The sequence below is a fragment of the Rhodovibrio sodomensis genome (genome assembly GCF_016583645.1).
GTDB classification, from domain to species: domain Bacteria; phylum Pseudomonadota; class Alphaproteobacteria; order Kiloniellales; family Rhodovibrionaceae; genus Rhodovibrio; species Rhodovibrio sodomensis.
In genome coordinates this window covers 1-598 of record NZ_NRRL01000307.1, presented here as the reverse complement: position 1 = coordinate 598, position 598 = coordinate 1, and the positions used below count along the sequence as shown (strand labels likewise).

The following is a 598-nucleotide window of genomic DNA, read 5'->3' as shown; positions in this document are numbered from 1 at the left end:
TTCCAGGGCGCACAAGACGGGAATGCGGGTCAGGTGACGCTGATGCGGGTCGGCGAAATCTATGCCGATGTGCCGACGGCGGGATTTAATGGCGTCTCGGTTCGCGCATCCGACCTGAATGCGATCGCGGCCCCGCGCCTGACGGTCAATGGCTCCATGTTGATCAATAACGGCACGTTGCTCTTCCTGTCCGCGTACTTATCCAATCTCTATATCCGCGACGGAGTCTCTCTGAATGCCGGCGAGCTGTTCTTTGTGGGCAACAACATCGTCGTGGGCAATGATGTCACGCTGAGCACGATCGGGCAGGGCGCGGCGCCGTTTGATTCCGTGTCCACCGGCATGAGCTACTCGGCGAACAGCCTCACGGTGCTGGCGCTGTCCAACGGCAAGCTGAACTTCCTCGGATCCGGTGCCGGTACCGGCTCGATCACGATCGGCGCCGGATCACAGCTCTATTCCGAGGGAACACTGGCGCTCGCGACCAACGGCGCCTCCAGCATCGATCCGACTGCCCATTTCGGATCAAGCAACATCGCGCTGGCGGTCGGCAGCATCAATATCGGCGACGCTGCGACCGTCGCCGCAGCGGGTGCAC

The 598-nt window shown here is 61.9% G+C and carries 1 protein-coding gene; it reads left to right on the top strand.

From position 1 onward, the window contains the following. Positions 1–33: 33 nt before the first annotated feature. On the top strand, positions 34–598 hold a 565-nt coding region (locus tag CKO28_RS27900; RefSeq protein ID WP_200344813.1), incomplete at its 3' end, for a hypothetical protein.